This is a genomic window from Streptomyces sp. NBC_00572 (assembly GCF_026341815.1).
GTDB lineage: Bacteria > Actinomycetota > Actinomycetes > Streptomycetales > Streptomycetaceae > Streptomyces.
Genome location: NZ_JAPENX010000002.1, coordinates 391,124 through 416,176, shown reverse-complemented (window position 1 = coordinate 416,176; position 25,053 = coordinate 391,124). Strand labels below are relative to the sequence as shown.

At 72.7% G+C, this 25,053-nt stretch carries 24 protein-coding genes and 1 pseudogene; 14 read left to right on the top strand and 11 right to left on the bottom strand.

Annotated elements, in window-relative coordinates:
- The first annotated feature begins 44 nt into the window (after nt 1–44).
- Nucleotides 45–1,688 (top strand): GMC oxidoreductase, encoded by a 1,644-nt coding sequence (locus OG514_RS34220; protein ID WP_266901371.1) that lies wholly within the window; start codon nt 45–47, stop codon nt 1,686–1,688.
- A 70-nt stretch (nt 1,689–1,758) separates the two neighbouring features.
- Here the strand turns inward: OG514_RS34220 and OG514_RS34215 are convergent, their stop codons facing one another.
- The 3 genes from OG514_RS34215 to OG514_RS34205 all read right to left on the bottom strand — a co-directional run bounded on the left by OG514_RS34215 (nt 1,759) and on the right by OG514_RS34205 (nt 3,866).
- Nucleotides 1,759–2,247, bottom strand: a complete 489-nt coding sequence (locus OG514_RS34215) for a carboxymuconolactone decarboxylase family protein (RefSeq protein WP_266901369.1) — start codon at nt 2,245–2,247, stop codon at nt 1,759–1,761.
- Complete coding sequence (locus OG514_RS34210; RefSeq protein WP_266901368.1) at nt 2,244–3,323, bottom strand: dihydrodipicolinate reductase; 1,080 nt, start codon at nt 3,321–3,323, stop codon at nt 2,244–2,246. The genes OG514_RS34215 and OG514_RS34210 overlap by 4 nt, the downstream gene beginning before the upstream one ends.
- Nucleotides 3,324–3,425: 102 nt before the next feature.
- Nucleotides 3,426–3,866 (bottom strand): GNAT family N-acetyltransferase, encoded by a 441-nt coding sequence (locus tag OG514_RS34205; RefSeq protein ID WP_266901366.1) that lies wholly within the window; start codon nt 3,864–3,866, stop codon nt 3,426–3,428.
- A 163-nt stretch (nt 3,867–4,029) separates the two neighbouring features.
- On the opposite strand from OG514_RS34205, the gene OG514_RS34200 reads away from it, so the two are divergent.
- A complete protein-coding gene (locus OG514_RS34200; protein ID WP_266901364.1) occupies nt 4,030–4,860 on the top strand; it encodes a hypothetical protein in 831 nt (276 codons plus the stop codon).
- Between the two features lie 129 nt (nt 4,861–4,989).
- On the opposite strand, the gene OG514_RS34195 is transcribed toward OG514_RS34200, so the two are convergent.
- On the bottom strand, nt 4,990–6,372 hold the full coding sequence (locus tag OG514_RS34195; RefSeq protein WP_266901362.1) for an NAD(P)/FAD-dependent oxidoreductase: 1,383 nt from the start codon (nt 6,370–6,372) through the stop codon (nt 4,990–4,992).
- Between the two features lie 352 nt (nt 6,373–6,724).
- Here OG514_RS34195 and OG514_RS34190 point away from each other — a divergent pair, with 352 nt between their 5' ends.
- Nucleotides 6,725–7,294: an NADPH-dependent FMN reductase gene (locus OG514_RS34190; RefSeq protein WP_266901360.1), complete on the top strand. Its 570-nt coding sequence runs from the start codon at nt 6,725–6,727 to the stop codon at nt 7,292–7,294.
- 21 nt (nt 7,295–7,315) lie between these two features.
- On the opposite strand, the gene OG514_RS34185 is transcribed toward OG514_RS34190, so the two are convergent.
- Nucleotides 7,316–8,491 (bottom strand): hypothetical protein, encoded by a 1,176-nt coding sequence (locus OG514_RS34185; RefSeq protein ID WP_266901358.1) that lies wholly within the window; start codon nt 8,489–8,491, stop codon nt 7,316–7,318.
- A gap of 268 nt (nt 8,492–8,759) precedes the next feature.
- On the opposite strand from OG514_RS34185, the gene OG514_RS34180 reads away from it, so the two are divergent.
- On the top strand, nt 8,760–9,191 hold the full coding sequence (locus OG514_RS34180; protein WP_266901356.1) for a protein phosphatase: 432 nt from the start codon (nt 8,760–8,762) through the stop codon (nt 9,189–9,191).
- Here OG514_RS34180 and OG514_RS34175 read toward each other — a convergent pair.
- Together OG514_RS34175 and OG514_RS34170 are read right to left on the bottom strand one after the other, a co-directional pair.
- Nucleotides 9,181–9,763 (bottom strand): annotated as a pseudogene (locus OG514_RS34175) (dienelactone hydrolase family protein). The gene OG514_RS34180 and the pseudogene OG514_RS34175 sit on opposite strands and share 11 nt — an antisense overlap.
- A gap of 166 nt (nt 9,764–9,929) precedes the next feature.
- The gene (locus tag OG514_RS34170) at nt 9,930–10,256 is read right to left on the bottom strand and encodes a hypothetical protein (RefSeq protein WP_266902333.1); all 327 of its coding nucleotides are present in this window, start codon (nt 10,254–10,256) and stop codon (nt 9,930–9,932) included.
- Nucleotides 10,257–10,482: 226 nt separating this feature from the next.
- Between OG514_RS34170 and OG514_RS34165 the strand changes: the two genes are divergently transcribed.
- From OG514_RS34165 to OG514_RS34135, 7 genes are all read left to right on the top strand, one after another.
- Nucleotides 10,483–11,691 (top strand): T4 RnlA family RNA ligase, encoded by a 1,209-nt coding sequence (locus OG514_RS34165; protein WP_266901352.1) that lies wholly within the window; start codon nt 10,483–10,485, stop codon nt 11,689–11,691.
- Nucleotides 11,692–11,693: 2 nt separating this feature from the next.
- Complete coding sequence (locus tag OG514_RS34160) at nt 11,694–12,611, top strand: AAA family ATPase (protein WP_266901350.1); 918 nt, start codon at nt 11,694–11,696, stop codon at nt 12,609–12,611.
- A gap of 64 nt (nt 12,612–12,675) precedes the next feature.
- Nucleotides 12,676–13,392, top strand: a complete 717-nt coding sequence (locus tag OG514_RS34155; protein ID WP_266901348.1) for a ribonuclease H — start codon at nt 12,676–12,678, stop codon at nt 13,390–13,392.
- A gap of 297 nt (nt 13,393–13,689) precedes the next feature.
- Nucleotides 13,690–14,373, top strand: coding sequence for a GNAT family N-acetyltransferase (locus tag OG514_RS34150; protein WP_266901346.1), 684 nt, complete (start codon nt 13,690–13,692; stop codon nt 14,371–14,373).
- A 401-nt stretch (nt 14,374–14,774) separates the two neighbouring features.
- Entirely contained in the window at nt 14,775–15,869 is a 1,095-nt protein-coding gene (locus OG514_RS34145; RefSeq protein ID WP_266901344.1) for an enoyl-CoA hydratase/isomerase family protein, read from the top strand.
- A complete protein-coding gene (locus OG514_RS34140) occupies nt 15,866–16,795 on the top strand; it encodes a glutaminase (protein WP_266901342.1) in 930 nt (309 codons plus the stop codon). Before OG514_RS34145 ends, OG514_RS34140 begins: the two co-directional genes overlap by 4 nt.
- Before the next feature lie 90 nt (nt 16,796–16,885).
- Nucleotides 16,886–17,353 carry an NUDIX domain-containing protein gene (locus OG514_RS34135; RefSeq protein WP_266901341.1) on the top strand — a complete coding sequence of 156 codons (468 nt, stop codon included), beginning with the start codon at nt 16,886–16,888 and terminating at the stop codon, nt 17,351–17,353.
- A gap of 34 nt (nt 17,354–17,387) precedes the next feature.
- Here OG514_RS34135 and OG514_RS34130 read toward each other — a convergent pair whose 3' ends face one another.
- Nucleotides 17,388–17,894, bottom strand: a complete 507-nt coding sequence (locus OG514_RS34130) for a MarR family winged helix-turn-helix transcriptional regulator (RefSeq protein WP_266901340.1) — start codon at nt 17,892–17,894, stop codon at nt 17,388–17,390.
- 84 nt (nt 17,895–17,978) lie between these two features.
- Here OG514_RS34130 and OG514_RS34125 point away from each other — a divergent pair, with 84 nt between their 5' ends.
- The 3 genes from OG514_RS34125 to OG514_RS34115 all read left to right on the top strand — a co-directional run bounded on the left by OG514_RS34125 (nt 17,979) and on the right by OG514_RS34115 (nt 21,145).
- Nucleotides 17,979–19,100 carry an amidohydrolase family protein gene (locus tag OG514_RS34125; protein WP_266901339.1) on the top strand — a complete coding sequence of 374 codons (1,122 nt, stop codon included), beginning with the start codon at nt 17,979–17,981 and terminating at the stop codon, nt 19,098–19,100.
- Between the two features lie 96 nt (nt 19,101–19,196).
- Nucleotides 19,197–19,652, top strand: coding sequence for a hypothetical protein (locus tag OG514_RS34120; RefSeq protein WP_266901338.1), 456 nt, complete (start codon nt 19,197–19,199; stop codon nt 19,650–19,652).
- Entirely contained in the window at nt 19,649–21,145 is a 1,497-nt protein-coding gene (locus tag OG514_RS34115; RefSeq protein WP_266901337.1) for a multicopper oxidase family protein, read from the top strand. The genes OG514_RS34120 and OG514_RS34115 overlap by 4 nt, the downstream gene beginning before the upstream one ends.
- Here OG514_RS34115 and OG514_RS34110 read toward each other — a convergent pair.
- From OG514_RS34110 to OG514_RS34100, 3 genes are all read right to left on the bottom strand, one after another.
- On the bottom strand, nt 21,081–22,538 hold the full coding sequence (locus tag OG514_RS34110) for an aldehyde dehydrogenase family protein (protein WP_266901336.1): 1,458 nt from the start codon (nt 22,536–22,538) through the stop codon (nt 21,081–21,083). The genes OG514_RS34115 and OG514_RS34110 overlap by 65 nt on opposite strands.
- A 64-nt stretch (nt 22,539–22,602) precedes the next feature.
- Nucleotides 22,603–24,378, bottom strand: coding sequence for an asparagine synthetase B (locus OG514_RS34105; protein ID WP_266901335.1), 1,776 nt, complete (start codon nt 24,376–24,378; stop codon nt 22,603–22,605).
- A gap of 64 nt (nt 24,379–24,442) precedes the next feature.
- A complete protein-coding gene (locus OG514_RS34100; protein ID WP_266901334.1) occupies nt 24,443–25,024 on the bottom strand; it encodes a hypothetical protein in 582 nt (193 codons plus the stop codon).
- Nucleotides 25,025–25,053: the final 29 nt, after the last annotated feature.

The following is a 25,053-nucleotide window of genomic DNA, read 5'->3' as shown; positions in this document are numbered from 1 at the left end:
CAGTAGAACATGTTCCCATTCGCTCATCGAGTGAGGAACATCACATGAGTGAACTACCCCTGTCCGCAAGGGGAATCGGCGGCGTCAGTCGCCGTCGATTCCTCGCGGGAACAGGTTCTGTTCTCGGTGCCGCGGCTCTCGTCGGCCACGGCACCCCGGCCCATGCCGAAGCCCGCCTCGTCGACACGCCGATCCCCACCGGCGCCCACGTGCCCGCCCTCGTCATCGGCACCGGATACGGCGGCTCCGTCGCCGCCCTCCGGCTCGCCCGCGCGGGCATCGCCGTCCACATGGTCGAGATGGGCATGGCCTGGGACACCCCCGGGCCCGACGGCAAGATCTTCGCCAACACCACCCGGCCCGACTATCGCTCCTTCTGGCTGCGGACCCGCACCAAGCAGCCGCTGAGCAACTTCCTCGGCTTCCCCCTCGACAAGGACGTCCCCCGTCACACGGGCATCCTCGACGCCGAGGACTTCGCCGGCATCACCGTCTACCAGGGCAGGGGCGTCGGCGGCGGCTCCCTCGTCAACGGCGGCATGGCCGTCACACCGCGCCGCGAGAACTTCGCGGCCATCCTCCCCACCGTCGACGCGGCCGAGATGTACGCGACCTACTACCCGCGCGCCAACGCCGGGCTCGGTGTCACCGAGGTGGACCAGGCCTGGTGGGAGAGCACCGCCTGCTACCAGTACGCGCGCGTCGGCCGCAAACACGCCCAGCGCTCCGGCTTCCCCTTCGTGTTCGTCCCGAACGTCTACGACTGGGACTACATGAAGCAGGAGGCCGCCGGGGCCGTCCCGAAGTCCGCCCTCGACGGCGAGGTCATCTACGGCAACAACGCCGGCAAGAAGACCCTCCAGAAGACCTATCTGGCCCAGGCCGCGGCCACCGGTCGCGTCACCGTCTCGGCGCTCCACAAGGTCACCTCCGTCACCCCGGCGGCAGGCGGCGGATACACCGTCGCCATCGACCAGATCGACACCACCGGCGCCACCCTCGCGAGCAAGACCGTCACCGCCGACAAGGTCTTCTTCGCCGCCGGAAGCGTCGGCACGAGCAAGCTGCTCACCCGCCTCAAGGCCACCGGCGCCCTCCCCGCCCTCAGCAACGAGATCGGCAAGGGCTGGGGCGACAACGGCAACGTCATGTGCGGGCGCGCCAACCACATGTGGGACCCGACCGGCAAGCTCCAGTCGTCCATGCCCACCGCGGGCATCGACAACTGGGACGCGGGCGGAGCCTTCGCCGAGGTCGCCCCGCTGCCCACCGGCATCGAGACCTACGCGTCCTTCTACCTCTCCATCACCAAGACCCCCCACCGCGCCGAGTTCACCTGGAACCCGGCCACCGGCACGGTCGACCTGAGCTGGGACAGGGCCTGGAAGCAGACCTCCATCGACGCCGCGAAGACCATCTTCGACAAGATCAACTCCAAGGAGGGCACGATCTACCGCACCGACCTCTTCGGTGTGTACAAGATCTGGGGCGACCACCTCACGTACCACCCGCTCGGCGGCGCGGTCCTGGGCAAGGCGACCGACAACCACGGGCGGCTCCACGGCTACTCGGGGCTGTACGCCATCGACGGATCCCTGATCCCCGGCAACGCCAGCGTCAACCCCTTCGTCACCATCACGGCACTCGCCGAACGCAACATCGAACGGATCGTCGCCGAGGACTTCTGACCGACCGTGACATCGATCGGAACGAGGAGGGGCCGGCCGGAATCCCGGCCGACCCCTCCTGCGTCCCGCCTCAGTGCGTCGGCAGCACGCACACCGTGTCGAGCCCGAGCACCCGGTTGAGCCGCCCGAACGCCAGCCACGAGCCCAGACTCATCGTCAGCTCGACGATCTCCGCCTGGCTGTACCGGGCCGTCATCCGCTCCCAGAACTCCTCGTCCAGACCGTGATGGTCCAGCGCGTACCGCTCCGCGTACTCGGCCGCGAGCCGCGTCCGCTCGTCGAAGGTCTCCGAGACCTCCGTCTCCCGCCATGCCGCGACGACCTCGTCGAAGCCCTCCTCGACCTTCACGCCGTCCCGGTCGGTACGCCAGTCCAGGCAGAAGCCGCAACCGTTGATCTGCGCGATCCGCAGCCGCGCCGCCTCGAACTCGCGCAGCCCCAGCGTCGTATGGGCGTACACCGACAGCGAGAAGTTCGCCGCCGCCGTCCCGATCTCCGGGACCATGTCGCCCCACACGTATCCGATCGGCTCCTGGCCCTCGGGAATGTCGATGATCACCGTGGTCTCCTTCCCAGCTTTCCGACCGCCGGCCGCAGCGGCACGTCCAGCGCGTCGTACAGTCCCGGCTCCGCCGCCACCAGCCAGTCGATCGCCCCGACCAGCCGGCCCACCGCCGTCGCGTTCCCGCCCGCCGACCGGTTCTCGCCCTCGGCGGTCGCCGCCACCGTCACCTCGATCCGGGGACTGCCCTCGACGATCACCCGGTGCGCTCCCGCCCCGTCCGGCGGCACCGGCCAGTCCGGCGCGCACGAGGGATGGATGCGGGTCACGTGCTCGATCACGATGCGGGGCTCCCCGCCGACGACCCCCTGTACCTCGAACCGGATCGCGCCCTGCGTGCCCGCCTCGAAGACACCCATCGTCCGGGTCTTCACGGTCGACTCCAGCGGACGCCGGTCCACCGTCTCGCGGATCTCGTCGAGCTCGGCGCCGAGCGCGCGGGCCATCAGACGTATCTGCCCGCCCCACACCATGGTCGGGACCGACGGCAGCAGCATCGGCGGCTCGTACTCCAGGGGCCGGCCCATCCCGATCAGATCCCGGACCGACTCCTCCTGCTCGTACGTCGAGTAGTCGAAGATCTCCTGACAGCGGATCACGTCCACCGTGCTGCCGAGCCCGCTCACGAGCAGCGGCAGCACGTCGTTGCCCCAGCCCGGGTCCACCCCCGACACGAAGAGCGAACCGCCGCCCTCGGCGACGGCCGCGAGCACCGGATCCCGGAACTCGGGCGGCGCGTTGCGCTGGTCGTACAGCGGATACAGCGCGGGGGTGACCACCACCGCGCCCGTCCGCACCGCGCGCGCCACGTCGTCGAGCGCCCCGTCGGGCCGGGTGTCGCCGGAAGCCGCGTACACCACCGCCCCCGGCCGCCCGTCGAGCACCGCGCCGACGTCGTCGACGGCCACCACCCCGAGGTCGTGGCCGAGCCCCGCGAGCCGGCCCGCGTCCCGTCCGACCTTCGCCGGATCGGAGACCAGCACGGCCGCGAGCTCAAGGCCTGGATGGGCGTCCACGGCACGGATCGCCGCGCGCCCGACATTCCCGGTACCCCACACCACCGTCCGAATCATGCGCGGAGGGTAGCGCCGGGCCCCGAAGGTTCCCAGACCCGTGACGCGATGATCTGACGATTCGTCAGATTCCTAGTGGGGTCGGCGACCTTCGCGGTGCGGTCAGGCCAGGCGCAGCGTCACGAACGGCACCGTGTCGCCCGGCAGGACGTACCGTTCCACCTCGACGAAGCCACGCGCGAGCGCGAAGCGCAGCCCCTCCTCGTTGGACGCGAGGACCACCGTCTCCACGCCCTCGCCGCTCAGCGTCCGCGCGTGCGCGAGCCCCCGCTCGTACAACGCGGTCCCGAAGCCCCGGCCCCGGAACCCGGGCAGCGTCCGCGCGATCACGGTCGCCGCCGCGGTCTCCTCGTCCGGCGGCCGCACCGTCGAACAACCCACCGCCACCTCCCCGAGGTACGCGACGTCCAGCCGGTTCCGGCCCGCGCGCTCCCGCACCTCTTCGAGGGAGAGGACGGCCGTGGGGATGATCGTGTTGTGGACGGCCCGCCAGTCCGCGAGCTGTGGCTCGCTCCGCGCCGACTCGATACGAAGATCGTTCATGGGAGCAGAAAACCCGCCCCGCCCCTGCGGGTCAACACCATTCGGGCCCGCGAGGCAACCCCGGTGGACGCGGCCGTACGGGTGAGGGCACCGGGGTTGCCGCAGGGCCGCCCATCGAACGGGTACGGATCCACGCATTGCCCCCGGCCAGGAGGATCCGTCCATGTCCGTCCACAAGGGCGCCCCCGCGCTGCTGAGCGCCGGCACGCTGTGCGCGGCCCTGTTGCTCAGCGGCTGCGCGAGCACCGCGCAACCCGCCCCCGCCGCACCCGCCGGGACGGCCGCCGCGGCCCCGCCCGCCGCCGACGACGCCCGCCCCGAAGGCGCCCCGCCCGGCGCGGCGGGTGACATGGGCGGGCCGGGTCGGGCGGCGAACAGCCTCGCCTCCGCCCCCGTCCCCGCCCCCCGGATCCCCGGCGTCGGCACCGTCACCCAGTCCTTCGTCCCCGACGGCACCACCCAGGCCCTCGTCGTCACCGGCGCCACCGCCGACGACAACACCTCCACCGCGACCCTCTACGAGAAGGACCCCCGCGGCCGCTGGATCGCGTCGGCGGGGCCGTGGCCCGCCCACAACGCGCTACGAGGCTGGACCGCCGACCACACGGCAGGCGACCTGCGCAGCCCCATCGGGGTCTTCCGGCTCGGCGACGCCGGCGGCCGGCTGCCCGACCCGGGCTCCCGCCTCCCGTACGACGAGGACGACCAGTTCGCCATCAGCGGCACCGGCTTCTCCGGTGAGCCACTCGAAGGCTCCTTCGACCATGTGATCGCCATCGACTACAACCGCGTCCCCGGCCGGACCCCGCTCGACAGGGAACGCCCGCTCGGTGAGGAGAAGGGCGGCGGCGTCTGGATCCACGTCGACCACGGCGGCCCCACCCAGGCCTGCGTCACCCTCGAACGCGAGTCGCTGCGCGCACTCATCCGCGCTCTCGACCCGGTCAAGGAACCCGTCATCGTGATGGGCCCGGCGCCCGAACTGGCCCGCTGAGCGCACGACACGGGGGCCGGACGCGCCGTCGGCGTCCGGCCCCCGTGTCCGTCCTGTCGTGCGCGTGGAGTCGGTGAGCGGGTGACGGCTGCGGCCTGATCGCGGCCGGCCCCGTACACGCCCGTGGAGTCAGTTCCCGCCGCCGGTCCCGACCGCCCCGCGGAACGCGCCCGTGTGGCTGAGAACCTGCTCCGGGGTCAGATACGCGTCGGTGTACTCGAAATCCCGCAGCGTGCCCGACTTCGACGCCAGGAACCCGGTCCGTACGAAGTCGTCCCCGGCCACGGCGTTCAGCAGCCAGTTCGTCATCACCCGGGTCTTGGCCACATTGGTCCGAAGCGCCGCCCAGTGGTACGCCCGGGCCACGGCCTGCGCCGGCGCCCCGTGCAGCTCCACACCGAGCGGCTTCGAGACCCCGTCCAGCCCGCCGAGGTCCACCACGAGACCCAGATCCTTGTGGGCGTACGGATGGGTCGGCTCGCCGCGCAGCGTCGAGACCACGTTGTCGGCGAGCGCCTTGCCCTGCCGCATCGCGTGCTGGGCGGTCGGCGGGCAGATCGCGCCCTCCTCGCCCTTGGTGAGGTCGGGCACCGCCGCCGCGTCGCCGAGCGCCCACACCCCGTCGAGCCCCGGCACCCTCATCTCGGCCGAGACGACGAGCCGTCCCCGGAAGGTCTCCTGGCCGAGCGTGCCGATCAGCGGACTCGCCGCGACACCGGCCGTCCAGATCAACGTCCGGCTCGGCAGCACCCGCCCGTCCGTGAGCGTCACGGCGTCGTCGTCCACGGAGGCCACCGACACCCCCAGGGACACCTCGATGCCGCGCTTGGTCAGGATGTCCATGGCGGCGGCGCCCAGCTTGTCGCCCAGCTCGGGCATCAGCTTCGGCGCGATGTCCACCAGATGCCACTTGATCAGCTTCGGGTCGATCCGCGGATACCGCTTGACCGCGTTGTGGGTGAGCAACTGGAGACAGGCCGCCGTCTCCGTCCCCGCGTAGCCGCCGCCGACCACCACGAACCGCAGCCGCGCGGCCCGCTCCTCCTCGTCGTTGCTCGCGTCCGCCAGATCCAGCTGCGCGATGACGTGGTCGCGGATGTACACCGCCTCGGCGAGCGTCTTCATCCCGCGCGCGTGGTCGGCGAGCCCGGGGATGTCGAAACTGCGGGTCACGCTGCCGGGCGCGAGCACCAGATGGTCGTACGGCTCGGTCACGTACTCGCCGGCGATCGTCCGCACCACACAGACCTTCGCCGCGGTGTCCACACCGACCACGCCACCGGGCACGATCCGGGTGCGGTGCCGTTCGCTGCGCCGCAGCGAGAGCGCGACCGACTGCGGGGTCAGCACCCCCGCGGCCACCTGGGGGAGCAGCGGCAGATACAGCTGGTACGAGAACGGCGAAAGCAGCGCGAGCTGCGCCTCCCGCTCCGCGAGGCGTCGTTCGAGCCTCCGTACGCAGGCCACTCCGGCGAATCCGGCGCCCACCACGAGAATTCTCGGTCGCGTCACGCTGTCCGCCCTTCCGTATGAGCGTGCAAGAAGCCAACGGATAGGGCCGAGTACGTCGCGTATGGCAATTTCGCCGATTATCCGTGGTTCACCCTTTTTATCGTCATTGCGGCAGGATCGCTCCTCGGCACGGTCCGCCTCGGGCCGGTCGGGCTCGGCACCGCGGGTGCCTTTCTCGCGGGCCTCCCGCTCGGCCCGCCCGCCCCGGACAGCGCCCCCGTCGTCCCCACCGGGCTCTCCGGTCGCCCGGCTGAGGCGACCGGGTTACGTTGCCCGGGGACCCCGGCCGCCACGGCGCGCCCGCGACGTCCCGCGCCCTCGTGCACCCCTCGCGGAAGGCAGGACCGCCCGCATGACCACGTACCAGGTCGGCTACTTCGTCGGCAGCCTCTCGACGAAGTCCATCAACCGGATCCTCTCCCGGGCCCTGATCCGCGTCGCCCCCGCCGGGCTGGAGTTCCGGGAGATCCCCATCAAGGACCTCCCGCTCTACAACCACGACTTCGACGCCGACTACCCGCCCGAGGGCCAGGCCCTCAAGGACGCCATCGCGGCCGTCGACGCCGTCCTCTTCGTCACCCCGGAGTACAACCGGTCCGTCCCCGGCGGCCTCAAGAACGCCATCGACTGGGCCAGCCGCCCCTGGGGCACCAACTCCTTCACCCACAAGCCGTCGGCCGTCATCGGCGCCTCACCCGGCAAGATCGGCACCGCCGTCGCCCAGCAGAGCCTCCGCTCGGTGCTGAGCTTCTGCAACTCCCCGCAGATGAACGCCCCGGAGGCCTACATCCAGTTCACCCCGGGACTCTTCGGCGACGACGGCGAGGTCACCGACCCGACGACCATGCAGTTCCTCTCCGACTTCATGGCCGACTTCAAGACCTTCGTCGAGCGCGTCCTGACGGTCCTGCCGCAGCGCTGACGATCCCCGGGCGGCCGCGCGTCAGAGGACCACGATCCCCAGCGGCCGCGAACCCGCCTCAAGGCGACGGGTGTCGCCCGTGTCGAGGTCGACGATGCTCAGGCCGTCCCAGTACCCGTCCCGGGTGAACCCGCCGGTCACATAGGCGGTGCGCCCGTCCTTCGACACGGCCACGTCCTCGTGCGGCCCTTCCAGGGGGTAGACCCGCTCCGCGCCGCCGGGGGTCCGGACCGTCAGCGAGGGGCCGCGGTCCTCGTCCGGGTCGATCGGGCCCGTGCCCACCGTCAGAAGCGTTCCGTCGGACGTCACCGTGGCGCCGTGCTGGTGGGTGTCGGCCGTCATCGGCTCGATCGTCGTGCGGCCCGTCCGCGGGTCGACGACCGCGAGCCGCTCGCCCTCGAAGGGCAGCAGCAGCTTTCCGTCCGAGGGCCGTACGGCCGTGTAGTGCGGCTTCAGCCAGGAACCGAGCCCGCCCTCGGTGCCGTACGGGGCGACCTCCACCCGGCGCGCGTCCAGCGTCCCCGCGGAGACGACCGTGACGTCGAAGGAGTCGTGGTTCGTCGCGTACACCTCGGCGCCGTCCCGTGACACGTCCACGTCGAAGGGGCGCCGGCCCACCGGCACCGTGTCCGTGACCCGCAGGGCCGCGGTGTCGATCACTTCCAGGGTGCCGTTCCCACCAGGCACGTTGACCCCCACGTACACCCGGCTTCCGTCCGGCGCGAGCGCGATGCCCATGCCGCCGCCCCGGTACTCGCCCGTGGTCACGGGCCCGGCGTCCGTCTCGTACGGGATGAGCGCGAGCCGCTGCCGGGTCGTCGTGTCCACGACGGCCACACCCTCCGCGGTCGCCACCCAGGCCCGGCCGTCCTCGCCGAGGACGAGGCCGTAGGGCGCGGTGCCGACCTCGACGGAACCGGTGGCACCCCGCGCCGGGTCCACGAAGGTGACCGTGTCGGAGCCGAAATCGCTGACCAGGAGCGTGCCCGGGGCGGGCTTCCCGGTGGGCGCGGGCGTCACGGTGACGGCGGAGCCGGACGTGGACGGCGCGGTGGTGGGAGACGCCCCCGCCGCCGTCGAACCCGTCGCGGAGGCCACCCCTCCGGAGCCCTGCGCGCACCCGGCGAGCAGGACCACGGCCGCCGCCCCGGGCAGGAGCACCCGGGCGGTACGGGACGCACGGCGGTACTTCGTCATGACGGACTCCTCGGTACGGCGAACACGGGCGACCCGCCGGAAGACGGGCCCGCACCCTGTCCCGATCCTCCGCCCGCGCACGGCCCCGCACGGTCCGCCGGCCGGCCCTCACCGGGGGGGCGGGACGGACGACAACGGGGTCGACCGAACGGTTGACCCCGACGTGGCCCCGACAGCTTCCCGGCAGATCCCCGGACCCGGCTCCCCGACCGAGATCCCCGACCCGGAAACCGGGCGACGAGCCCCCGCCGACGACTACCGTGACGGGATGACGGAACCCTGGCAGGAGTCGGCCCCCGGCGTCCTGAGACTCCCTTCCGGACGGCTGGTGCGCGGCCGCGCCCTGCGCCGCCCGCTGCCCGACGGGACCCATCCGACCTACGCCGTCCACCTGCTCGGCAGGAGGCCGCCCGAGGTCCCGTGGGAGTCGGTGTGGCTCCGCTGGCCGGACTTCCGCCTCCCCACCGACCGGGACACGGCCCGCGCCGTCCTCATCCATGCCTGGGAACGCGCCGCGGAGGAACGGGTCGAGGTCGCCTGCGGAGGTGGGCGGGGCCGTACCGGCACGGCCCTGGCCTGCCTCGCCGTCCTCGACGGGGTCCCGGCCGACGAGGCCGTCGACCACGTCCGCCGCCACTACGACCCGCACGCCGTGGAGACCCCCTGGCAGCGCCGCTACGTCCGTCGCTTCAGCGCTTGACGCCGTCCAGGAAGCACACCGCCCGCTCCACGCACAGCGCGGCCGCCTCCGGAACGTAGGACGACCCGCCTCGCTCCGCGAACAGGTGCGCACTGCCCGGATACAGGAACAGCCTCCGGTCCGCCGCGTCCGCGACCAGCGCGCGGGCCGCCGCCAGATCGCCCTCCTCGACGAAGAACGGATCGGCGTCCATCCCGTGCACCTGCGCGGGGACGCCCGCCGGCCAGGCCGCGCCGAACTCCGTCACCGGCACGCAGGCACTGAACAACAGCGCGCCGAGCGCCCCGGCCCGGGTCTGCGCCAGCTTCTGGGCGGGCAGCACCCCGAGGGAGAACCCGGCGTAGACGATCTCCTCCGGCAGCTCGGCCGCGGCCCGCTCGCCGCGCGCCACCAGGGTGCCGAAGCCGATCTCCTGGGCGTACCCGGCGCCGGCCTCCAGGTCGGTGAACGTACGCCCCCCCGTACAGGTCGGGCGTGTGCACCGTGTGCCCCGCCCGGCGCAGTTCCCCGGCGAACGCGCCGACGCCCTCGGTCAGCCCGAGAGCGTGGTGGAAGAGCAGAACCTCGGCCATGTCGTCATCCCCAGTTGTCCGTACGCGGCCCGCCCCCACTACGGCGCGGGCCGTCCGGGAAGCAGCATGGCCTACGGCACTGACAACGCCCGGAAACGCGACGGACGGGCCCAGGAGGTGTCCGGAGCCGCCGGCAACGCCACGGACGAGGCCCCGAGACGTTCGGCTAGCGCATCGGCCGGTGCGGCAGGACCGCGCCCGCCTGGCCCACGACGCCCGCCGGCCCGCCGACACCCATCGGCCCGACGCCCGGGTGAGCGCCGGCACCCGGGTGCGTACCCATGCCCGGACCCAGTGCGGCGTGCGCGACGGCACCCGCGTGGGCGACGACGCCCTGCTGCTGCGGCACCGGGACGCCCTGCGGCGGCACCTGGATGACCCGGCTCAGGTCCCGCAGAACCTCCTCCGCGACCTGGCGGACGTCACCCGGAACATCCCCCCGCTCCCGTATGAGCTCGGCGTAGATCGGTGCCGTACCGTCCGCGTGGTTCATGGAGCTCGCTTCCTTCGTCTGCGCCGGTGACGTCACCGACGGGGAGACGGCGAGTCTACGGGGCCCTACCGACACGCCCCGGCTCTAGGGGGCGTCTTATAGGTCACGCCCGACCTCCCCCTCGGGCCCCGCACACCGCCCCGCCACGCCCGCGTGCCCCGATATTCGCTGTCCTTCCGGGCACCACCGGCCGAGGATGGATCACCGAACAACCGGGAGGGACCCCATGAGCCAGGCGACCCTGACTCTGCACGACCTGATGCCGTCCGAGGAGCTCGCCGCCGCACTCGCGGACGGGCACGTCACGCGCAAGCGGCACCCCGAGCTGCCGCTGTCGATCTACACGTACACGCGCGCGTGCCAGTACGCCCAGCACTGGAACCGGGCGACCACACGCTGCCGCGGACTCGTCACCGACGACGCCACCGGACGGATCGTCGCGCTCCCCCTCCCCAAGTTCTTCAACGTCTCCGAGCACGCCGGCGGCCGCCCCTACGCGCCGCCGCTGCCCGACGAGCCCTTCGAGGTGTACGACAAGGTCGACGGCAGCCTCGGCGTGGTCTTCCACTACGACGACCGCTGGCGGGTCGCCTCCAAGGGCTCCTTCACCAGCACCCAGGCCACCTGGGCGCAGCGCCGGCTCGACGCGGCCGACACGACGGGCCTGACGCCCGGCGTCACGTACCTCGCCGAGATCCTCTACCCGGGCAACCGGATCGTCGTGAACTACGGCGAGCGCCGCGACCTCGTCCTGCTCGCCGCCTTCGACCGGGACGGCACCGAGGTCCCGCTCGCCGAGGCCGCCACCGGCTGGCAGCCCGTCGGCTCCGTCGTCCGCACCTGGCCCGCGACGGACATCGCCGAGCTCGTCGCCCTGACCGAGTCCAACACCCTCCCCGGCGGTCACCGGGCCACCGGAACCGACGCCGAGGGCTTCGTGCTGCGCTTCGCCTCCGGCGTGCGCGCCAAGGCCAAGCTCGCCGAGTACGTACGCCTCCACAAGGTGCTCACGGGCGTCACCGAGCGCGACATCTGGCGCGGCCACGGCATCCAGCGCTTCGCCGCCCTCCCGGCCGGCGAAGTCGCCAAGGGCATCGGCTGCTCGATCGCCGACGTCGAGGCCGACGGCGGCAAGCCGCTGGACGCCCTCCTGGAGCAGGTGCCGGACGAGTTCGACGCCTGGGTGCGCGAGGTGATCGGCCGGCTCGAAGCCGCGGCCGCCGAACGTGAGCGGGCCGTCGACGAGGAGTACGCGCGCCTGGCCCACCTCGCCGACGACCGGGGCGCCTTCGCCCGCGCCGCCGCCGCGGTGGCCGACCGCGGCCTGCGCGCCGCCCTCTTCCTGCGCCTCGACGGGCGCTCGACCGAACTCCTCGTATGGCGCCGGCTGCGCCCCGAGGCCACCGACCCCTTCGCCGACGACCAGGAGAACTGACCGTGCCAGTCGTCCATGTCATGACCGGCCTCCCGGCCTCCGGGAAGACGACGGCCGCCCGCGCCCTCCAGACGGCCGCCGAGGGACGCGTGCGGCGCGTCAACCTCGACGACCTCCGCTCCATGCTCGACGTCCCCTCGCCGGACCGCGGCCGCTCCCACAAGCACGAGCAGACCGTGCTCGGCATCCAGGACGCCGCCGTCCGCGCCGCCGTCGACGACGGCTTCGACGTCGTCGTCGACAACACCCACCTGACCCCGCACATCCCGAAGCGGCTGAAGGCCGCCGTGGGAGGACTCGCCACCTTCGCCGTCCACGACTTCACCGACGTCCCCGTCGACGAATGCGTGCGCCGCGACGCCGCCCGCGAGCGACCCGTCGGCGAGGAGATCATCCGCATCCTCGCCGAGAAGCACGCCAAGGCCACCCGGGGCGGCTGGCGGCTCACCGCGGACTGGCTCAACGACCGCCCCACCGTCGGAGAGCCCTACGTCCCCGACCTCAGCCTCCCCACCGCCGTCATGTGCGACATCGACGGCACCCTCGCCCTGCGCGTCGACCGGGGCCCGTACGACTTCAGGTCCTGCGACCGCGACCTGCTCAACGTCTCGGTGCGGGACGCCCTGCGCGCCTTCCGGCACACCGAGCGGGACCGGATCGTGCTGCTGTCCGGCCGGAGCGAGGACCACCGCGCGCTCACCGAGGCCTGGCTCGCCCACCACGAGGTGCCGTACGACGAACTGTGGATGCGGGCGTCCGGCGACGGCCGCGGCGACGACCTCGTGAAGGCCGAGCTCTTCGACGCCCAGGTGCGCCACCGGTACAACGTGCGCGTCTCGCTCGACGACCGTGACCGTGTCGTCGCGCTCTGGCGCCGGATGGGCCTGCCCACCTGGCAGGTCAACTACGGCGACTTCTGACCCACGGCGGCCGGCGCCGCGGGGGTGGGACCGCCCACCCCCGCCGCCGTGTCAGGATCGTGGGATGGTGGAAAAGATCATCGCGGCGTGCGACGGCGCGTCCAAGGGAAACCCCGGGCCCGCGGCCTGGGCATGGGTCATCGGCCGCGCCGACGGAGCGATCGACCGCTGGGAGGCCGGCCCGCTCGGCCGCGCGACCAACAACGTGGCCGAACTCACGGCCCTGGAACGGCTGCTCGAAACCCTCGACCCGGCGGTGCCGGTCGAAGTCCGGATGGACTCCCAGTACGCCATGAAGGCCGTCACGACCTGGCTCCCCGGCTGGCGCCGCAAGGGCTGGAAGACCTCCTCCGGCAGTCCCGTCGCCAACAAGGACCTGGTCGTCCGCATCGACGCGCTCCTCACCGGCCGGCGCGTCGACTTCGTCTATGTACCCGCGCACCAGGTCGACGGCGACCCCCTCAACGACGCGGCCGACCGCGCGGCCAGCCACACCGCCCGTACCCAGGAGCCCACGGGCTCCGCCGCCGGTGCCCCGCTGCCGCCTCCGGAAGCCCCGACACGCGCCTCCGCGCCCCGCGCGCGCTCCTCAGCGCCGTCCGGCTCCTCGGGTGCGTCCTCGGCCGACTCCTCCGGTGGCTCGGCCACGCGTCGGAGTCGCCCGTCCGGCGGCACGCTGAAGGCGAGATTCTCCGGCCGCTGCCGCTGCGGCAAGGCCTACGACAAGGGCGAGACCATCGCGAAGAACCCCGACGGCTGGGGCCATCCCACCTGCGTCTGAACCGCTTCCGGACCCTCCGGCCGTCCGACTGGCGGGCGGCTCCGTCCGTTGCTTGAGACCGGTCCACCCGGGCGCGCGCCAGCCTTCACCCAGGCGTGTACCCGGGTTCGCCGGGGGTTCTGTTCTCCGAGCGCTTGTGGCTGCATACTGTCCTCCTCGCCACCGGTGACGAACCGTTTTACCTGCTTATTTGTCGCTCTCTTGACGTGGTCGGCACCGGCGAGAACCTCCCCCTTGCTGCCGCCGCGGTGACCCCTCGGCGGAAGCTTTCCCTGCCCGTGAAAGACCCGAGGTTCCGTGCCAGTACCTGTTCTCCTGACCGGGCGCTCCGTGCGCCTGGAGCCGCTGGCGATGCGGCACGCCGAAGCCCTCGCCCGGGCCGGCGGGGCGGACCGAGCGGCCTACGCCTTCACCCCCGTACCCGACGGCTTCGAATCGGCCCTCGACTACATCGCGCGCGCCCTGACCGATCAGGCGGCAGGACGATGCCTGCCCTTCGCTCTGGTCAGTACGGCCGACGAGCGAGTCATCGGCTCGACCCGGTTCCTCGAACTCGACTACTGGCGGGGGCCGCTGGTCTGGCCGCCCGTGCCCGGCATGCCCCATGGAGATCCGCTGACCTCCGTGCCGGACGCCGCCGAGATCGGCAACACCTGGATCGCGGGCGACGCCCGGGGTACCGGCATCAACACCGAGGCCAAGTACCTCATGCTCCGGCATGCCTTCGAAGCCTGGGGCGTCCGGCGCATCACCATGCGCGCCGACGCCCGCAACACCCGCTCCAGAATCGCGATCGAACGCCTCGGAGCGAGCTGCGAAGGAGTCCGTCGCGCCCACTCCCGTGGCCTTGACGGAGCCGTCCGCGACACGGCCTTCTACTCGATCCTCGACGAGGAATGGCCGACCGTCCGCGACATCATCGAAATCCGTCTCTCCACACCCCGCCAGGTGCGCGTTCCCCAGGATCTGCTCCCGGCCTGACCCCTTCCGGCACCGCTCCGGCGGGCGCTCGCGCCCCCGCCGGAGCGGTGGTTCCATGGAAGGGACGGGAAGGACTCGACACGTGAGGACGCGGGGTAGCGGCCGTAACAGGACCGTGCACCGTGCAATCAGGATCCGCGAGAAGCGGATGAGTCCTTCCCGCCCTCACACCACGGGGCCCGACGACAGAGGGTCCTCCCGTCCGCATGGCCTCCCGCCGCCTTTCCGGCCTTCCGGTCCCGGACGCTTCCCCACGCCTGCGGGCACCGGCATGACCCGGGGCGCCGGCTCCCTCCTCTTCGGCGACTGACCGGTACCGCTCTCCGGATCCGCATCCCGCACATCCGGACGGGCCCGGTACGGTGATCGGAACAGTGAGCAGCGCCACCCGAAGGGACCGAGTGATCGTGCCGACCGGAACCGCCGACGTACTCCTCCGGACGGAGGGCCGGGCCGGTTTCATCACCCTGAACCGCCCCCGCGCCATCAACGCGCTCACCCACTCCATGGTCCTCGCCGTCGACGCCGCCCTGACGGAAGGGGAGCACGACCCGGCCGTCACGACCGTCGTCATCGAAGGCGCGGGGGAGCGGGGCCTCTGCGCCGGCGGCGACATCCGCGCCATCCATGACGACGCCCGCGCCGGCGGCTCCGCGTCCGAGGCCTTCTGGCGCGACGAGTACCGGCTCAACGCCCGTATCGCCCGCTTCCCGAAGCCGTACGTCGCCCTCATGGACGGCATCGTCATGGGCGGCGGCGTCGGCGTCTCCGCGCACGGCTCCGTCCGCGTCGTCACCGAACGCTCCCGGGTCGCCATGCCGGAGACCGGCATCGGCTTCGTCCCCGACGTCGGCGGCACCCACCTCCTCGGCCGCGCCCCCGGCGAACTCGGCACCCATCTCGCCCTCACCGGCGGCCACGTCGGCGCCGCCGACGCGATCCTCACGGGCCTCGCCGACCACTTCGTCCCCTCCGCCGAACTGCCCGCCCTGGTCCGGGACCTGACCCGGCTTCCGGCCGGGGAGGCCGTCGCCGGGCACGCCACCACCGCCCCGCCCGGCGTCCTCGCCGAACAGCGGGAGTGGATCGACGCCTGCTACACCGCCGAGACCGTCGAGGCCGTCGTCGAGCGCCTCTTCGACACGGGTGTGCCCGCCGCCAAGGAGGCGGCCACCACCCTCCTCTCGAAGTCCCCGACCGCCCTCAAGGCGACCCTGGCCACCCTGCGCCGCTCGCGTGCCCTCGCGACCCTGGAGGAGGTCCTGGACCTGGAGTTCCGCGTCTCCTGCGCCGCCCTGACCACCCCCGACCTCGTCGAGGGCATCCGGGCCCAGGTCGTCGACAAGGACCGCGACCCCCGCTGGACCCCGCCCACGCTCCCCGAGGTCACGGACGAGGCCGTCGCCCGCTTCTTCACCGCACCGGCCGGCGGCGACCTGGGTCTCGCCGCCGCCCGCCGGGCCGCGGAGGACCGGGGACCCCGGGACAGCGCGTGACCACGAACACCACCACCTCCTTCCAGCCCGTCCTCGACCGCATCGCCGAGGAGATCGCCGAACTCACCGACCGGGGCACCCCGGCCGACTACATCCCGGCCCTCGCCGCGGCCGACCCCACCGACTTCGGCATGGCCGTGGCCGAACTCGACGGCACGGTCTACGGGGTGGGGGACTGGCGGCGGCCCTTCTCCACCCAGTCCGTCACCAAGGTCTTCACCCTCGCCCTCGCCCTCGCCGGAGAGGGCGACGCGCTCTGGGCCCATGTCGGCCGGGAACCCTCCGGCGACCCGTTCAACTCCCTCGTCCAGCTGGAGTACGAGAACGGCATCCCGCGCAACCCGTTCATCAACGCCGGCGCCCTCGTCGTCACCGACCGCCTGCACCGGCTGACCGGCGACGCCTCCGGCAGCCTGCTCGCCTTCCTGCGCGCCGAGAGCGGCAACCCCGAGCTCGACTTCGACACCGGCGTGGCCGCCTCGGAAGCCGCCCACGGCGACCGCAACGCGGCCCTCGCCCACTTCATGGCCTCCTACGGCAACATCACGGGACCCGTCCCCGATCTGCTCCGCGAGTACTTCCGCCAGTGCTCCCTCGAAGCGTCCTGCGCCGATCTGGCCCTGGCCACCGGCTTCCTGGCCCGCCACGGCCTGCGCGCCGACGGCTCACGGCTGCTGACCCGCAGCCAGGCCAAGCAGGTCAACGCCGTGATGCTCACCTGCGGCACCTACGACGCGGCCGGCGACTTCGCCTACCGGGTGGGTCTGCCGGGCAAGAGCGGCGTCGGCGGAGCGGTCGTCGCCGTCGTGCCGGGCCGCTGCACCCTGTGCGTCTGGAGCCCGGGTCTCGACGCCCGGGGGAACTCGGTGGCGGGCGTGACCGCCCTCGACCGCTTCACGACCATCACGGGCCTGTCGGTCTTCTGACCTCCGTCATCAGCGCCGCAGGGGCATGCGGTCGGGCGTGGTGGGCATGCTGCCGGGGTGGCCGATCCGCCCGGACCGAGGAGACCCCGTATGAGCGTTCCGACCCGCATCCGCACCTCCGCGAAGGCCGTCGTCCTGCACGAGGGCTCCGTCCTGCTCACCCGGAACCTCTGGAACGGCAGAGAGTGCCACTTCCTCCCCGGAGGGGGCCAGGAGATCGGTGAGTCGCTGCCCGACGCGGTCCGCCGGGAGGTACGCGAGGAGACCGGGCTGACCGTGAAGGTCGGCCCGCTGCTCTGGGTCCTGGAGGGCTGGTGGGACGACCCCAGCGGTTTGGCGACGGAGAACTTCCACCGGGTCGAGATCGTCTTCCTGTGCACCGTGGACGGCAGCGCCGAGCTCGTCGGCGGAACCGAGCAGGACATCGACCAGATCGGCCTCGACTGGGTCCCGCTGGAGAAGATCACCTCCCTCGAAACCCTCTCGCCCCGCTACCGCGACCACATGGCCCCCCTGGTGTCCGGAGACATCCCCCGAGCGGCCTACCTGGAGCGCTAGGGGGTCACGGCGGACAGGGTCGCCGCGACCTCCTTCAGCGCTGGTGCGAACGCAGCAGCGTGCGCAGGGCGTTGTCGAGGTGATGCCGCTCGTCCTGGCCGAGGCCGGCGACGAGACCACCCAGGCACTCCACCAGGTCGGTGAGCGCGGCGTCGACGATGGCGAGCCCCTCCTCGGTGAGGGTGACGCGGAAGCTGCGGCGGTCGTCGGCGTCCAGCGTGCGCCGTACGAGACCGGCGCCCTCCAGGCGGTCGAGCCGCTTGGTCATCCCGGCGCGCGACATCATCAGCTCCGCCGACAGGACCGACGGGATCACGCTGTACGGCGCTCCGCGCCGGCGCAGGGTGGCGAGCACGTCGAAGTCGCCCTTGTTGATGCCGTGTTGCTCCACGGCCCGCTCGCCCGCAGGCCCGATGAGGGTCTCGGCGACGAGCGCGATCCGTCCCACGAAAGCCAGCGGGGTCACGTCGAGGTCAGGCCGTTCCCGTTGCCAGTCGGCGGCGATCCGGTCGACCGCGTCCTCGTGCTCGTCTCCGCTCATGGGCGCAATTCTATTCACCCAGAGATAGTTAGCTGGAGTACTATCAGCGAGCGAACCAACTGCTGATCCCTCCAGGAGGCTGTTGTGCCCACCCCTGCCCGGACGCTCATCCGCGGCGTACGTGTCTTCGACGGCGCCCGCGTCATCGAACACGCCGACGTCCTCGTCGAAGGCGACCGGATCGCCTCCCACGACCCCGCGCGGCCCGTCGACGTGGAGGTCGACGGATCCGGACGGACGCTGCTGCCGGGGCTGATCGACGCCCACACCCACACCTTCGACGGCAGCCTCGCCGCGGCCCTGCGCCACGGCGTGACGACGGAGCTGGACATGTTCTGCCTGCCCGCCAACCTCCGGCGTCAGCGGGCCCTGGCCGCCGCGCGCGACGATGTCGCCGACCTGCGCAGCTCCGGGGTGCTCGCCACCGCGCCCGGTGGGCACCCCTCCCAGCTCATGGCCCTCATGGCGGACGGATTAGGGGACGCCGCCGGGCCGTTCGACACCCTCTCCCGGCCCGAGGACGCCGCCGACTTCGTCGCCACCCGCCTCCGCGAAGGCAGCGACTACCTCAAGATCGTCATCGACGACGGGTCGACGGCGGGAACCCGACTGCCCGTCCTCGGGGCCCGGACCGCGGCAGCACTGGTCGCGGCGGCCCACGACGCCGGGCTGCGGACCATCGCGCACGCGGCGACGGCGACCGAGGCGGCCACGGCGCTCGCCGCCGGAGTCGACGGACTCGCCCACGCCTGGTGGGGGGACGGAGCCGGCGCGCCGTCCACCGAGGAACTGGCCGCTCAGGCCGCCGCCCAGGGCGTGTTCGTGGTCAGCACCCTCGCCTATGCCGAGGCCTCAGGCGGCGGGCGCCCCGACCGGGGCGCGTACGCCGCCCAGGTCGTCGCCGCGCTCGCGGCGGCCGGCGCGCCGCTGCTGGCCGGGACCGACGCCACCCCCTTCGCCCCGCTCCACGGTGAGGCGATGCACCGCGAACTCGAACTCCTGACGGCAGCGGGCCTGACGCCGCCGCAGGCCCTGCACGCGGCCACCGCCGCCACCGCCCGGCACTTCGGCCTCCCTGACCGCGGCCGCATCGCCCCGGGCCTGCGCGCCGATCTGCTCCTCGTCGACGGCGATCCCACCCGTGACGTCACCGCCGTCCGCGACATTGCGGACGTCTGGCGGCGCGGCGTACGCCAGGCCCGCTGACCACGCGGCGCTCTCGCCTCTCACGCCCCGCGATTTCCCTTCCCGGCGAATCCCTCTCGAATCCTTCTCGATCCCTCTCGAACACGAAGCGAGCCCATGTCGGAACCGCATGCTTCACCACGCCCGCCCCGCGCCCTGCGGACCCTGCGGGCCACCGCCGCCGTTCAGACCGTGATCCTCCTCGCCCAGGCCGTGGCAGCAGGCCTGCTGCTGGCCTCGGTTCCCGTCGGCCGCACGGTGCACAGCGGGATGGCGGGGGCCGTCCTCTTGGCAGTGGTGCTCCACCTCCTGGTCGGCGTGGCCGCCTGGCGCAGAGGAGTCGTCGCAGCGCGTGCGGTCCTGCACGGCGTGCCCCTGCTGCTGTTGACCTTCGTGCAGGCCGGACTGGGGTTCGCGCACGTCCGCGAACTCCACGTACCCCTCGGAGTCCTCATGTTCGGCGCGTCCGTCATGACGCTGATGCGGACACGGTCGCAGCCGCAGCCCCCGGCGCAGGCGCCGTCGGAGACGCGGACGCAGACGCAGACGCAGAACGAGAGTGCGGCAGCATGAGCATCCCCCGACGCACCCTGCTCGGCGTCCTCGGCGGATCCGCCCTCGCCCTGCCGGTCCTGGGCGCCGCTGTCTCCTGGGCCGGGCGCAGTATCGACACCAGGGGCAAGGTGTCCTTCGATCGACCGCTCCATGTCCCACCCCTCGCCCCCTCCCGCGTCGACGCGCAAGGGCGACGCGTCTTCGACCTCACGATCGCCGCAGGCCGTACGGAGTTCACGCCGGGCAAGCCCTCGACCACCTGGGGGGTCAACGGCGCCCACCTCGGTCCGACCCTGCGCGCCGCACGCGGCGAGAAGGTACGGATCAACGTCGGCAACGCCCTGGACGAAGCCACGTCCCTCCACTGGCACGGGATGCACCTCCTGCCCTCCATGGACGGCGGACCCCACCAGATGATCGGGCCGGGTACCACCTGGTCGCCCTCCTGGACGGTCCGCCAGCAGGCCGCCACCCTCTGGTACCACCCGCATCCCCACGGCCGCACCGCACAGCACGTCTACCGGGGCGTGGCCGGCATGTTCCTGATCGACGACGACACGGCCCCGCCGGAGCTGCCCCACGCCTACGGCATCGACGACATCCCGCTGATCGTGCAGGACCGCCGTCTGCCGGGCGGTGTACTCGATCCCGACGAGCCGATGGCCGGGACGACGGGGTTCCTCGGCGACCGCATCCTCGTCAACGGCACGCTCGGGCCCTACCTCGACGTCAGGACCGAACGCATCCGCCTACGCCTGCTGAACGGCTCCAACGCCCGTGTCTTCCACTTCCACTTCGCCGACCGCCGCGCCTTCGAACTGATCGCCACCGACGGCGGACTGCTCTCCGCACCCCACAGCACCGACCGTGTCCAGCTAGCCCCGGGGGAACGCGCCGAGATCGTCGTCACGCTCACCCCCGGTGAGCGCGTCGTCCTGCGCAGCTCCGACCCCGACACCGGAGCGGGCTTCGTCCAGCGCGACGGAGGCGCGGACCGGTTCGACGTGCTCCAGCTGCGGGCCGCCGCCGCCCTTGCGCCCTCCGCGCGCCTTCCCGCACGGCTTGCCGAGGTGCCGCGCATCCCGGCGCACACGGCCGACGCCCAGCGGGTCTTCGAACTCGCCGAGCACACGATCAACGGGCGACGGATGTCGGCGGACCGCATCGACCTGACCGTCCTGGAGGGCACCACCGAGATATGGGAGGTCCACACCGGCGACGGCACCCTCCACAGCTTCCACGTCCACGACGTGCAGTTCCAGGTGCTCACCGTCGACGGCAGCCCGCCACCGGAGCACCTCGCCGGGTGGAAGGACACCATCCTGCTGCCCCCGGGCGCCTCGATGCGGCTCATCATGCGCTTCGCCGACTACGCGGACCCGAACAGCCCGTACATGTACCACTGCCACATGCTGTACCACGAAGACCAGGGGATGATGGGCCAGTTCATGGTCCTGGAACCGGGTCAGCGCCCCCGTCCACCCGCCACTCACGACGCCGGCCACCACTGACGGGGGAGACTCCCTGGTCCCGGCGCCCCAGCCGGACCGTGACCGTCTTGGGCCGCTGGTACTCCTGGAGCGCCAGCGTGCTCAGGTCGGTGCCGTGGCCGGAGGCGCCGCGGCCGCCGTGCGGGAGCTCCGCCGTCTGGACGAGGTGGCAGTTGAGCCAGGTCTCGCCCGCGTCCAGGGCGGCCGTCAGTTCCAGGCCGGTCGTGAGGTCGGTGGTCCACACGCTGGCGGCAAGGGCCTGTGGGACGCCGTTCGCCAGGGCCAGGGCGGCATCGAGCCCGTCGGCCCGCTGCACCGTGAGGAGCGGGCCGAACACCTCCTCGGTGATCGCCGGGTCGTCGTCGGGGAGGTCCGCGAGCAGTCGCGCCGGCCGCCAGTGTCCCGCCTCCTCTGCCGGCGCCGGAGCGACGTCCGCGACGATGTTCCGCTTGGCTTCGGAGGCGGCGACCAGACGGTCGTAGCGGTCCGCCTGGTCCGGGTTGTTCAGCGGCCCGAAGTCCCGGCCCGCCACCCGGGAGCCGAGAGCGGCCGCGAGGCCCGCGACGGCGGCCTCGTAGTTCTCCGGCAGGGTGATGACCCGCGCCGGGGCGGCGCAACTCTGCCCGGCGTTGTACGTGACGGCGTCCGCGAGGGACTCCCAGGTGTCGGCGGGCGCGTCCGGGAGGACGATCGCCGGGGCGTTGCCGCCCAGCTCCAGGCTGACCCGACGGGTCCCCGCGCGGGCCGCCACGTCCGCCCCGGCCCGACCGCTGCCGGTGAACGCCACCATGTCCACCGGGGACTCGACGAGCAGCCGGCCCGTCTCCCGGTCGCCGGGGAGGCACCGCAGTACATCGGCGCCCAGCGCGGACACGGCGTGCTCCGCGAGGAGTTCCAGGCTGTCGGGGGTCGTCTCGGCCGGCTTCGCCACCACCGTGTTCCCGGCCGCCAGAGCAGGAGCACAGCGCCAGGCCGCCATCAGCAGCGGATAGTTCCAGGGCACGACCACAGCCACCACGCCGACCGGCTCCCAGCGCACCCAGCTCTCGTGGCCCGCCACCAGCAGGCCGGCGGCCGGTGCGGTGCGGGTCCTCGCCGCCGTCGCGAAGAACCGGAACAGATCCGCGACCTGCTCGATCTCGCCCGTCGTCTCCGCCTCCGGCTTGCCCGTCCCGGCCCGCTCACGGGCCGTGTACTCCGCCGCGTGCTCCTCGACCAGGCCCGCGAGCCGGTCCAGGCGCCGACCGCGCTCCTTGGGGGTGAGGGCACTCCAACCGGGCAGCGCGGCCCGCGCACCGGCCACGGCCGTCCGGACCTCGGGCAGCCGGGAGAGCACGGCCGAACCGCGCGGTGCACCGGTGCGGGGATCGGTCAGTTCGGTCATGCCGGGGGCGCCGGTCGCGTCGCTGGTCATGGCGGGGGCCTTTCGCGGATCGGGTCGTCGTATCGGACGGTTCTGGGTCACACGCGGTTCCGGGTCACACGTCGTACGACCTCAGCCAGAGCTCCAGGGTGAGCACCAGCCACAACTTGCCGCCCTGCCGGGGCAGCAGGGCGCCCTCGCCGCGCAGCCAGGCGCGGACGGTCTCCGGACGGAACAGCCCGCGCTCCCGGGACCTGGGCCCGAGGAGGAGGTCCTGGCCGAGGTCGCGGAGCGGGCCCGTCAGCCACTGCTGGACCGGCACCCGCATCCCGCTCTTGGGCCGGTCGACCACGGTGTCCGGGAGCAGGTCCCGCACGGCCTCCTTGAGGATCCACTTCTCCGCCGTACCACGGAGCTTGAAGGAGGGCGGCGTCGCGAAGGCGTGGTCGACGACCGACCGGTCGAAGAGCGGGGAACGGCCCTCCACCCCCTGCGAGGACGTCAGCCGCTCCACCTTCGTGAGGATGTGGTGGGCGCCCTTGGTCCGCAGATTGCAGTGGAGCAGCTGGTTGAGGAGGTGCCGCATCCGGTACGGGCCGCCGCCGTCCGCCGTCAGATAGGGCGCCACGTGCCGCTCCAGGGGCGGGGCGTCCCGCAGGGCCTCCAGGGCCGGGGCCGTCAGCAGGTCCGGGAGGTCGGTCCAGCACTTGCGGTACGAGCGCAGGTACGCGGTCGCCCGGTCCTCGTCCCAGGGCGCGCCAGGAGTCCGGTGCATCTCCTGGACCAGCATGGGGAGGTTCTTCGGCCCGCCGAAGACGGGGTCACCGCCCTCGCCGTTGAGGACGACGGAGGCGCCGTCGGCGGCCACAGCCTCGGCGAGCATCAGGTTCGGCACGGTCAGCGGATCGCCGACGGGGCTGTCGAGCAGGGCGGCCGCCTCGGCGAGCCGGGCCGCCACGGCCTCGCCCGAGACGTTCAGGACCCGGTGGCGGGTGTGGCAGTGCGTGGCCACCAGGCCCGAGTAGCCCAGCTCGTTCGGCAGGTCGTCGCCGAAGCTGATGGAGTAGGTGTGCACCGGGTGGCTGTGGAGTTTCGCCGCCAGAGCGGTGACCAGCGAGCTGTCGATGCCGCCGGAGAGGAGCACGGCGGCCGGCTCGGCGACGGGCAGTCGGCTCGCCGTCGCCCGCTCCAACAGGGCCCGCAGCGCCAGGACATGGCCGCTCGGGTCGTGCGGCACGGGCTCCTCGATCCGCTCCCGGGGCTCCCAGTGGACGGTCTCGGTGGACGTCCCGTCCCGGTGCAGCCGGAGCACCCGGCCGGGCAGCAGTTCCCGTACGCCGGTCAGCAGCGTCTCCTCGCCGGGCAGATAGGCGAAGGTGAGGAACGAGCGGACCGCCGACAGGTTCATCGAGGTGCCGAGCGCGGGCCAGCGGCGCAGCGCGCGCAACGAGGTGGAGGCGGCCCAGGCGGCGTCGGCCCGCGCGTAGAAGAGGGTGCGGGCGCCGACGTGGTCGCGGATCAGGACCAGGTCGGGGCCGTCGAGCACGGCGAGCACGAACATCCCCTCGGCCAGGCCCACCCCCACGTCCCCGAGCAACGCCCAGCAGCGAAGCAGCAGTTCACCGTCGGAGCAGTCGGCCGGCGGGGGAGCGGACCGCTGCGCGAGGGCGGCGAGGAGCACCGGCCGGTTGTGCAGGGTGACCTCCCCGACCGCCGTCCGCCCGTACGCGGTGTACGGGCCCTCGGCGCGGCCGGGCTCCCCGGGGAGCAGCGACAGCTCGGCGCCCGGGACCTCGGCCGGGACGTGGCCGGGGCCGAGGGCGCCCATCGCGTCGAGATGGGCGCGGGCCTGCCCGGTGGTGGCGGCCAGACAGGCGCACAGACGTGCCACGAACTGCTCCTTCTCCTGCTGTTACTGGTCGTACCGGTGTTACTGGTGGTGCCGGTGGCACGGATCAGCCGAAGTCGTCGTCGCTCCAGGCGTCCCCGTCGCCGTCCCAGTTCGCGTCCCATTCGTTCCCGTCGCCGGACCCGCCCTCGGGCCCTTCACCGGACCCTCCGGATCCGTCGTCACCGTCGGCCGAGCCGCCGCTGTCGCCGCCGCCTCCGGAGGACTGCGAGGCCTGCGCCTGCTGCTGCCGCAGTGCCTCCTCCTGCTCGGAGGACATGCTCAGCGGCGGCAACTGCGCGGCGGTGATGGCCAGGGTCGCCACCCCGAGACCGGCGAGCAGGATGCCCATGCGGCCGCCGAAGGAACTCCGGTTGACCATGACCTTCTCGCCGCGCGCCCACAGGGTGCGGCCGTAGCCGATGTCCCGGGCGTAGGTGACCGTGCCGTCGTCGAGGGTGCGCTTGATGATGCGGTCGCCGAGCAGCTCGTCGGTGCCGGAGGCGCCGCGGTTGTCATGCCATTGCACGAGGTGCGGGTGGCCCGTGGTGCGGCGCCGCCACTCCTCCAGGCCGTTCTCGTAGGTGCGGTGGACGGTGCCGTCGGCGAGCAGTTCGTCCGCGTAGCCGATCTCTTCGGGACGGATCATGGTGTGCGTACCTCGGGTCTGTGGGAGGG